This window comes from uncultured Chloroflexus sp., from assembly GCF_938091255.1.
Lineage (GTDB): Bacteria > Chloroflexota > Chloroflexia > Chloroflexales > Chloroflexaceae > Chloroflexus.
Map to the genome: position 1 here is coordinate 104467 of NZ_CALLJH010000036.1, position 7932 is coordinate 112398.

At 60.1% G+C, this 7932-nt stretch carries 8 protein-coding genes; 5 read left to right on the forward strand and 3 right to left on the reverse strand.

Features of this window, described 5'->3' with window-relative positions; all coding sequences use genetic code 11:
- Window positions 1-4: 4 nt before the first annotated feature.
- From Q1A00_RS13250 to Q1A00_RS13270, 5 genes are all read left to right on the forward strand, one after another.
- Window positions 5-1564: an efflux RND transporter periplasmic adaptor subunit gene (locus tag Q1A00_RS13250; RefSeq protein WP_298405287.1), complete on the forward strand. Its 1560-nt coding sequence runs from the start codon at window positions 5-7 to the stop codon at window positions 1562-1564.
- A gap of 116 nt (window positions 1565-1680) precedes the next feature.
- Complete coding sequence (locus Q1A00_RS13255; RefSeq protein WP_298405284.1) at window positions 1681-2304, forward strand: TetR/AcrR family transcriptional regulator; 624 nt, start codon at window positions 1681-1683, stop codon at window positions 2302-2304.
- A 14-nt stretch (window positions 2305-2318) separates the two neighbouring features.
- Window positions 2319-3464, forward strand: coding sequence for an FAD-binding oxidoreductase (locus tag Q1A00_RS13260; protein WP_298405280.1), 1146 nt, complete (start codon window positions 2319-2321; stop codon window positions 3462-3464).
- An 81-nt stretch (window positions 3465-3545) separates the two neighbouring features.
- Window positions 3546-4448, forward strand: coding sequence for an ABC transporter ATP-binding protein (locus Q1A00_RS13265; protein WP_298405277.1), 903 nt, complete (start codon window positions 3546-3548; stop codon window positions 4446-4448).
- A gap of 40 nt (window positions 4449-4488) precedes the next feature.
- The gene (locus tag Q1A00_RS13270) at window positions 4489-5406 is read left to right on the forward strand and encodes an ABC transporter permease subunit (RefSeq protein WP_298490050.1); all 918 of its coding nucleotides are present in this window, start codon (window positions 4489-4491) and stop codon (window positions 5404-5406) included.
- Between the two features lie 6 nt (window positions 5407-5412).
- Here the strand turns inward: Q1A00_RS13270 and Q1A00_RS13275 are convergent, their stop codons facing one another.
- From Q1A00_RS13275 to mtnP, 3 genes are all read right to left on the reverse strand, one after another.
- Complete coding sequence (locus tag Q1A00_RS13275) at window positions 5413-6015, reverse strand: nitroreductase family protein (RefSeq protein ID WP_299757264.1); 603 nt, start codon at window positions 6013-6015, stop codon at window positions 5413-5415.
- An 87-nt stretch (window positions 6016-6102) separates the two neighbouring features.
- Complete coding sequence (gene cofE / locus Q1A00_RS13280; RefSeq protein WP_298405268.1) at window positions 6103-6861, reverse strand: coenzyme F420-0:L-glutamate ligase; 759 nt, start codon at window positions 6859-6861, stop codon at window positions 6103-6105.
- 4 nt (window positions 6862-6865) lie between these two features.
- Window positions 6866-7732 carry an S-methyl-5'-thioadenosine phosphorylase gene (mtnP, locus tag Q1A00_RS13285; protein ID WP_298405265.1) on the reverse strand — a complete coding sequence of 289 codons (867 nt, stop codon included), beginning with the start codon at window positions 7730-7732 and terminating at the stop codon, window positions 6866-6868.
- Between the last annotated feature and the right edge of the window lie 200 nt (window positions 7733-7932).

Consider the following 7932-nt stretch of genomic DNA (forward strand, 5'->3'; position numbering starts at 1 on the left):
GACAATGCGACGAGTGATTGTTCCCACCCTGATCGGCGGCGCGCTGGCGATCCTGACCGCCTGCGCCACTCCCGCCCCGGCGCCGACCCCGGCACCGACGGCGGCGGCGGTAGAAGTGCGCTCAACCGTGGCGCCCCTGCCCACCACCGAGCCGGTGACAACGATTGACTTAGCGAGCGCGCCAACCATTAGCCTTGGTGTCACCGCCAGCGGCGAGGTAGTGGCTCGCAGCAGCGCAAATCTCAGCTTCCGCGTGCCCGGCGTGGTGGCCGAGGTCTTTGTGGCTGAAGGCGACCGGGTCAAAGCCGGTGATCCGCTAGTGGCGCTCGATGCGCGCGAACTCGAGTTACAAGTCGCCCAAGCTGAAGCGAGTTTGGCGCAAGCGCGAGCCAATTACGAGCGTCTGATCGAAGGGGCGACGCCGGAAGAGATCGCGGCGGTGCGCGCGCAGGTAGCGCAAGCCCAAGCGGCCTTGCGGCAGGCGCGCGGCAGTGTCACTGACGCTGATATCGCTGCGGCTGAGGCAGCGCTGGCACAGGCCATCGCCCGCCGCAACGACTTGCTCGACGGGCCGAATAACGCCGACCTGACAGCAGCGTGGGCTGCGGTTGAACAGGCCGAAGCTAATTTGAACCTTCAGCGCACCAACCTCTCGGCAGCGAAGACCAATGCCGAACTGCAAGTGACGCTAGCGGCCAATGCACTACGCGATGCCCAGCAAGCCTATTCCGATCTGTACTGGAAGAACCGTGAGCGCGAAGAGCAATTGGCCAAATTCGGTCTCGAATTGCCCAAAGAAGCGAAAGACGCCGAGGAGCAATTGCTCCGCGCGGTTGAGTCGGCAGAAACGCGGTACAAACAAGCGCAATTGGCGTATGAGCAAGCGCGCCAAAACGAGATTGACGGCATTGCCGCTGCCGAAGCGCAGGTGCGCACGGCTCGCAGCAACTTGCAACGCCTGCTCGATGGGCCGACGGCTGATCTGATCGCAGCCGCCGATGCAGCAGTCGCGCAAGCGCAAGCCACGCTTGACCGTCTACGCGGCGATCAGCGAGCCGGCGCGCTGGCGGCAGCGCAGGCTGGCGTAGCAGCAGCCCAAGCCAATTTGGAACGGATTACTGCACCACCGACGCGCCAGAGTCTGATCGCCGCCGAGGCTGCGGTCAAAATTGCGGAAACTGCGCTGGCGGCAGCGAAACTCAACCTCGACAAGGCCGTGTTGCGTGCACCGTTCGATGGTATCGTGGCACGGGTGAATGTCGATCCCGGCGATCTAGCCGGCACGGGGGCGCTGCCGGCAGTGCAGATCGTTGATGATAGCGAATTGCACATCGAGGCGGCGATCAGTGACACCGACGTGGCCCGCGTGCGTGAGGGCCAGCGGGTTGAAGTGCGGCTTGACGCGCTGCCCGGCACGGTTTTCAATGGCACTGTTGATTTCGTCGCGCCGGTGGCAAATGTGGTCGGCAATGTGCGCACCTTCACCGTGCGGGTCAAGCTTGCCGAGCAAAATGGGTTGCGTGCCGGCATGAGCGTGCGCATTACCATCCTCACCGATAAGTGATGTTGGCGGACGATGACCGCAGCCGTGGATCGCACCTCGGCTGCCGCATTGTTGCCTACTTTGTGGTATAGTGCCGGTTGACAACAATGTCGTTGGCCGGTTGATTATAGACGCTTATGAGCACAACGCTCCGTGAACGCCGCCGTCAGATGCTGCGCGACGAAATCCTCGCCGCGACCCATCAACTCATCGCCGAACGCGGCTTTGCCGCACTGGCGATGGATGAACTGGCTGCGCGGGTTGGTATCTCGAAACCCACCCTCTATAACCAATTCCCCACCCGTGAAGATTTGCTGGCCGCTATGATTGCACGCCTGATTCGCGATCTGTTTGCGGTGGCTGCGATTGGTGAACCAACCGATCGATCACCGCTCGAACAGCTCTGCGATCTCTTGCATGCAAGCGTGTTGTTCCAGATACAACATCGCGCAGCGGCGTACCAGCTCTGGTTGCCGGAAGTGGCCGAGCTGCTGGAAAAACATCCCCATTCGCGCAATGAGCTGTTGCAAGCGCAGGCCCGCGTCTTGCGCTTGGCCGAAGCTGCAATCGCGAATGGCGAGGTAGCGGCTGATTTGCAGCCAGTTGATGTGATTCGTACATTCTCTTCGCTGCTCTGCTTTCCGTTTGTGGGTGGGCGCAATCTGCCGCCAACCGATGATCCGGCGGCGACAGCGGATTTGGTGGTGCGCATCTTCCGGCAGGGATTGCAAGCGCCGGCTACCCGGCAAGAACCGGTTTGAAGCCGGCAGCGATCATGACCCGCTTGCTATCATCAGACGACCAACCAATTTGGCACGATGCGCCAGACCCGGCATACCCCATGCTTTCCGACGCGATTGCAGTGGATGTTTGCGTCATTGGGTTAGGCGGATCGGGATTCGCCTGCATCCACGAGCTCCTCGATCTCGGTGTAAGCGTGGCCGGCATTGATGCCGGTGCGGTCGGGGGTGGCGCAGCCGGGCGGAACGGCGGCTTTTTACTGGCCGGTCTCGCCGCGTTTTACCACGATGCGGTCGCCGCTATCGGGCGCGAGCGGGCCGCAGCCATCTACCGGCTCACGATCGCCGAAATCGGGCAGATGGCCACCGCAATGCCGGAGGTTGTGCGCCGGGTCGGATCGCTGCGCATTGCCGCTTCGCCGGAAGAGGCCATCGACTGTAACGCCCAGTTGCAGGCGATGCGGGCCGATGATTTACCGGTTGAGCCATACTGCGGCCCAGAGGGTGAAGGGTTGCTGCTGCCCACCGATGGCGCGTTTCAACCGCTGCACCGGTGCCGGCTGTTAGCCGAACGAGCGCAGCAGGGCGGGGCGCTGCTCTTTACCCACACGCCGGCATTGGCCATTGAAGGCACAACCGTACAATGTCCGCACGGACGAATTCTGGCCCGACACGTGATTATTGCTGTTGATGGCGGTCTGGAACGGCTAGCGCCGGAGCTGTGCGGGATGGTGCGCAGCGCTCGGTTGCAAATGCTGGCTACTGGCCCTGACCCAGCCTGCTCCATCCCACGTCCGGTCTACACTCGCTGGGGCTACGACTACTGGCAACAGTTACCCGATGGCCGCATCGCACTCGGCGGCTGCCGCGATCGCTTCGCCGCCGAAGAATGGGATGCGCCGCCAAAGCCATCGGTGCCAGTACAGTTGGCGCTCGAACGGCTTCTCCGCGAACGGATCGGCAGTCAGGCGCCGGTCGAGCGGCGATGGGCGGCACAGGTAGCCTACCGTCGTGATAGTATTTTGCCAATTGCCCGCCAGATCCGGCCCCACGTGTGGGCAATCGGCGCGTACAACGGCACCGGCAACGTCATAGGCGCAGTCTGCGGGCGGGCAGTCGCCCATGCTGCAGTGCGCGGTGATTGCTCGCTCCTCCGGCTGTTCGATCCGTCTAACGCTTGATTTGACAACCTTCTTGCTCGCGCCTTCTTCCTACATTCTTTGTGTTATCATACAGCCGACAAACGTCGTTGCGGAACGGACATGAACGCCATTGAAACGATAGAACTTACCAAGCGCTACGGTAAACGAATTGCCGTCGATCAGCTCAACCTTACCGTCGGCACAGGCGAAGTGTTCGGCTTCCTCGGCCCAAACGGCGCGGGCAAGACCACCACCATCGCGATGTTGTTGGGATTGGTCAAACCAACCAAAGGTCGAGCACTAGTCCTTGGGTACGATGTCCAACGTGAGCCGGCGCTCGCCTTGCGACGGGTTGGGGCAATGATTGAAGCGCCAGCGTTCTACCCATACCTCAGCGGAGCCGACAATCTGCGCGTCTTGGCCCGTGCCGGCGGCATTCCGCTTGAGCGGGTGCAGCGCGTACTTGAGACGGTTGAGCTGAGTGAACGTGCGCGCGACAAAGTATCTACCTACTCGCAAGGGATGAAGCAGCGCCTTGCGATTGCTGCGGCACTGCTCCCTGACCCCGAACTGATTATGCTCGATGAGCCGACCAATGGCCTCGATCCGGCGGGAACAGTCGAGATCCGCAACCTCATTCGCGAACTCGCCGCTAGTGGGCGCACTATTTTGCTATGCAGCCACCTATTGCACGAGGTCGAGCAGCTCTGCCAGCGGGTAGCAATTATGAAAGACGGGAAGCTGATCGCGTCCGGTGACGTCGCCACCCTGTTGCGGCGCGGGCAAGGCGTGCGCGTGCGGGTGCAAGGCGATCCGGGGCCAGCGGTGAGCCTCTTACGGACGCTAACATGGGTAGGCAGTGTGATGGTGCAAGGCGAGACGATCTTCGTTAACGCGCCTGCTGATCGAGCCGGCGAAATCAACGCGCTCTTGATAAAAGCTGACATTATTGTAGCTGAGATCGGAGCCAGCAACAGCTCACTGGAAGAGTTCTTCTTAACGGTGACAAAGGCAGAGGTGTAAGATACGCGGTGCAATCGGAAGCCGAAGAGAGGTATCCGCCATGGAGGCACGGACAACGTTTACCAACCTGCTCGCTGCCGAGTGGATGAAGATTGTGCGCCGGCCTATGGCGTTGTTGCTATTGGGCATCTTCCTCACGTTAACCGCATTGCAACAGACGCTCTGGTTTCTGATAGTAGCGCTGCAAGAAGGTACCTTCAGCGGCGGTAACGTCACGTTTGGCTTACTCAGCACGGCAGCAATCGAGCAGATCAAGCGTCAATTGAGCTTGCCCGGCGTATTCGGCGCAATGTTGAGCGCGATCAACGGCACCGGCGGCATTCTAGCAGTGATCTTGACGGCGGGCATCTTCGGCAGTGATTTCAATTGGGGAACGCTACGAGTACTGTTGACACGCGCCCCCAATCGCGGCGCATACCTCTCGGCCAAGCTTGTCGCCTTACAACTCGCATTGCTGAGCGCAATGGTGATCACGCTGATCGTCGGCATCGTGTTGGCACTGCTCTTCAGTGGTCTGCTTGGCTTGCCGCAACGACTCGGCATTGTTGACCTTCTGCTCTTGCCAATAGGTATGGTACGAGCGTTGCTAGTCATGCTCCCTTACACCCTAATCGCTGCGGCAAGCGCCATCGTTGGCCGCTCGGTCATTGCTGGGGTTGGCGGCGGCTTGATCTTTCTTGCTTTCGACGTAAGCGCCGGCTCACTTAACACCATTGGTGCGGTTAATCCGCTGATTCGCGCCCTCGTCAACCTCTTGCTCCAACCGAACATCAACCGATTGATAATAGAGAATAGCCGGATGTTCGGCCTCGATCAGAGTGTACTGACCTCGGCACTCGATCTCAATTTGCTGCCCTCGCAATGGCAAGCGATCATTGTCATCATTGTCTACAGTGCGATCTTTGGGTACAGCGCCTACCGTACCCTCAACCGGCAAGATATTGGCGGGGCGGGATGACAGCCGTTACATCCACCCCACCACGAGTTCATCCAACGAACGGCGTGGTCGGCGCTTAGGTTCTTGGGCCAGATATCCAATCGGAATAAGGGCTTGCGGATGCAGATCGTCGGTCAGTTCGAGCGCCGCACGCACCGCCACCGGCGCAAACAAGGGCGCACACATCCAACCGGCCGCCAAGCCTAACGCAAATGCCGCCAACAACATATTCTGCACGGCACAACCCAAACTCTGAACGGCCATAGTTGTTTCGGCAGCTTGCCGTTCTGGATCAGGGTACCCATCTAAATCGTTCAAATACAGACATGGAACAATCATCACCGGCGCATTGAGCACCCGTTCACGCGACCGTTGCAGCCGTTGTTCAATCGTCGCCGGATCGTGGCCATCGAGAGCAAGATGATGACGCCACGCCGCTCCCATTGCTTCGGCCAAGGCTGCTTTGCGTTCAGCCGTCTCAACGACCACAAACCGCCACGGCTGACGGCCATGGGGCGATGGCGCCCAACTGGCAGCAGTGAGAATCTGTTCGATAGCGGCCCGTGGCGGCGGATCGGGCAAAAAGGCGCGCACGGTACGGCGGGTTTGGGCAAGCGTAAAAAAGTCCATAGCTTATGATATTTCATCGCAGAGACCACAGAGAACGCAGAGGATTCGCACATATTCTCCGCGTCCTCTGGCACATCGCCAAAAACGTCACCGGAACAGATCAAAACGAGGATCGCGGATCAACAGGCGCGCAGTGGCGGTCTCGCTCGGCTGGTACTGGTAGCCGCGCACCAGTGCCGCCGGCACGCGATCGATCTTCCCCATCACCAACTCGGCGGCGGCGGCCAACTCGTCAGCAACAGCGATCAGCGTAGCCTGCATCGTATAGCCATAGGAGTCATCGACGCCGGCGAAATCGCGCAGCGGGGCGATGCCGGCGACGCCAATGGCGACATTGACTTGCCCTTCACGCCATGGCCGACCAAAGGTATCGGTGATAATCACTGCTGGCACATGATCATAGCGGGCAGCTAAGGCGGCGCGCAGCGCGGCGGCGCTGGCGTCGGGATCAACCGGTAGCAAGGCTAACTGCCGACCACCATCGACATTCGACTCGTCGACGCCACTGTTGGCACAAACAAAACCGTGATGGGTTTCGGTGATGAGCACACCATTCGCCATCTTGACGATGCGTTTGCTCTCGCGCAAGACGACCTCTTGATAGCGGGCATCTTTCTTGGCGGTACGGGCAATCTGTTCGGCAAACGGTGACGGCTCGATCGTAGCCGGATCAACCAGCCGACCCTCGGCTTTCGAGACGATCTTTTGGGTCACGACTAGAATATCGCCGGCAACTAAGCCCCCCACAGCATCGATCGCTGTAGCGAGCAGGGTGGCCAGATCATCACCCGGCCGCACTTCACCGATACCGTGCAACGGAATAATGCGGATGTCGTGTTGGGTCATCGTTTTATGACCAATACCGGCCAGCGATCGGCGCTAACCGTTCTTTGATAGCGGCGGGAATATAATCGGGATGGGTAATGATGGCGTAGCGCAGCGCATCGTGGGCAGGGCTGGTAAAGTTCTCGTCGATCTGGGCTACGGCCAAGCGCACAATCTGCTGTGAGAGAGAGACATTCGCACTCAGCACCTTAATCACTTGGTCAGCGGTCACCGCATCGTGTTCAGGATGCCAGACATCGTAATCGGTCACCATTGCCAACGTCGCATAGGCAATTTCGGCCTCGCGGGCCAGTTTCGCTTCGGGCAGCGCCGTCATCCCAATCAAACTATGGCCGCGGCGACGATTCTCTTCGCTCTCAGCCTTGGTTGAAAACTGCGGCCCCTCCATGACTACTAGCGTTCCACCTTGATGCACTACCGCGCCAGCCGCTTGGGCTGCGTGCAAAAGGATGTTGCTGAGGTGCGGGCAGAAGGGACGGTCAAAGGCAACGTGGGCCACGACACCGCCCTCGAAGAAGGTAGCGGGACGAATACCCTTCGTGCGGTCAAAAATCTGGTCGGGGATAACGGCATGACCGGGAGCGTAATCCTCGCGCAGCGAACCAACCGCACTTACTGAAATCAGTGCGCGCACGCCGAGTAGCTTGAAGGCATAAATATTCGCCCGCGCCGGCACTTCGCTGGGATTCAGGCGGTGCCCGCGACCGTGGCGTGGTAAGAACGCCACTCGCCGACCTTCCAATTCACCGATGATAAACGCATCGCTGGGATCGCCAAACGGTGTTGTCAGGCGCACCTCTTCCGGATTTTTGAGATCGGGCATTGCATACAGGCCGCTGCCGCCAATCACACCGATCATTACGCTGCTCATAGCCAGTGCTCCTCAGTTCAGAAGACTATGCCTTAATGAGTATACCGTAGGTGGTGGGGAATAGGAAGAGGGGGATGCCCCCCACCCTCAGCCCCTCCCCCACGAGGGGGTGGCCCCCACCCCCAGCCCCTCCCCCACGAGGGGGGAGGGGAGTGCGACACCGTATTCGGCAAACTTGCCGAAGCGTGCCCTCCTCCACG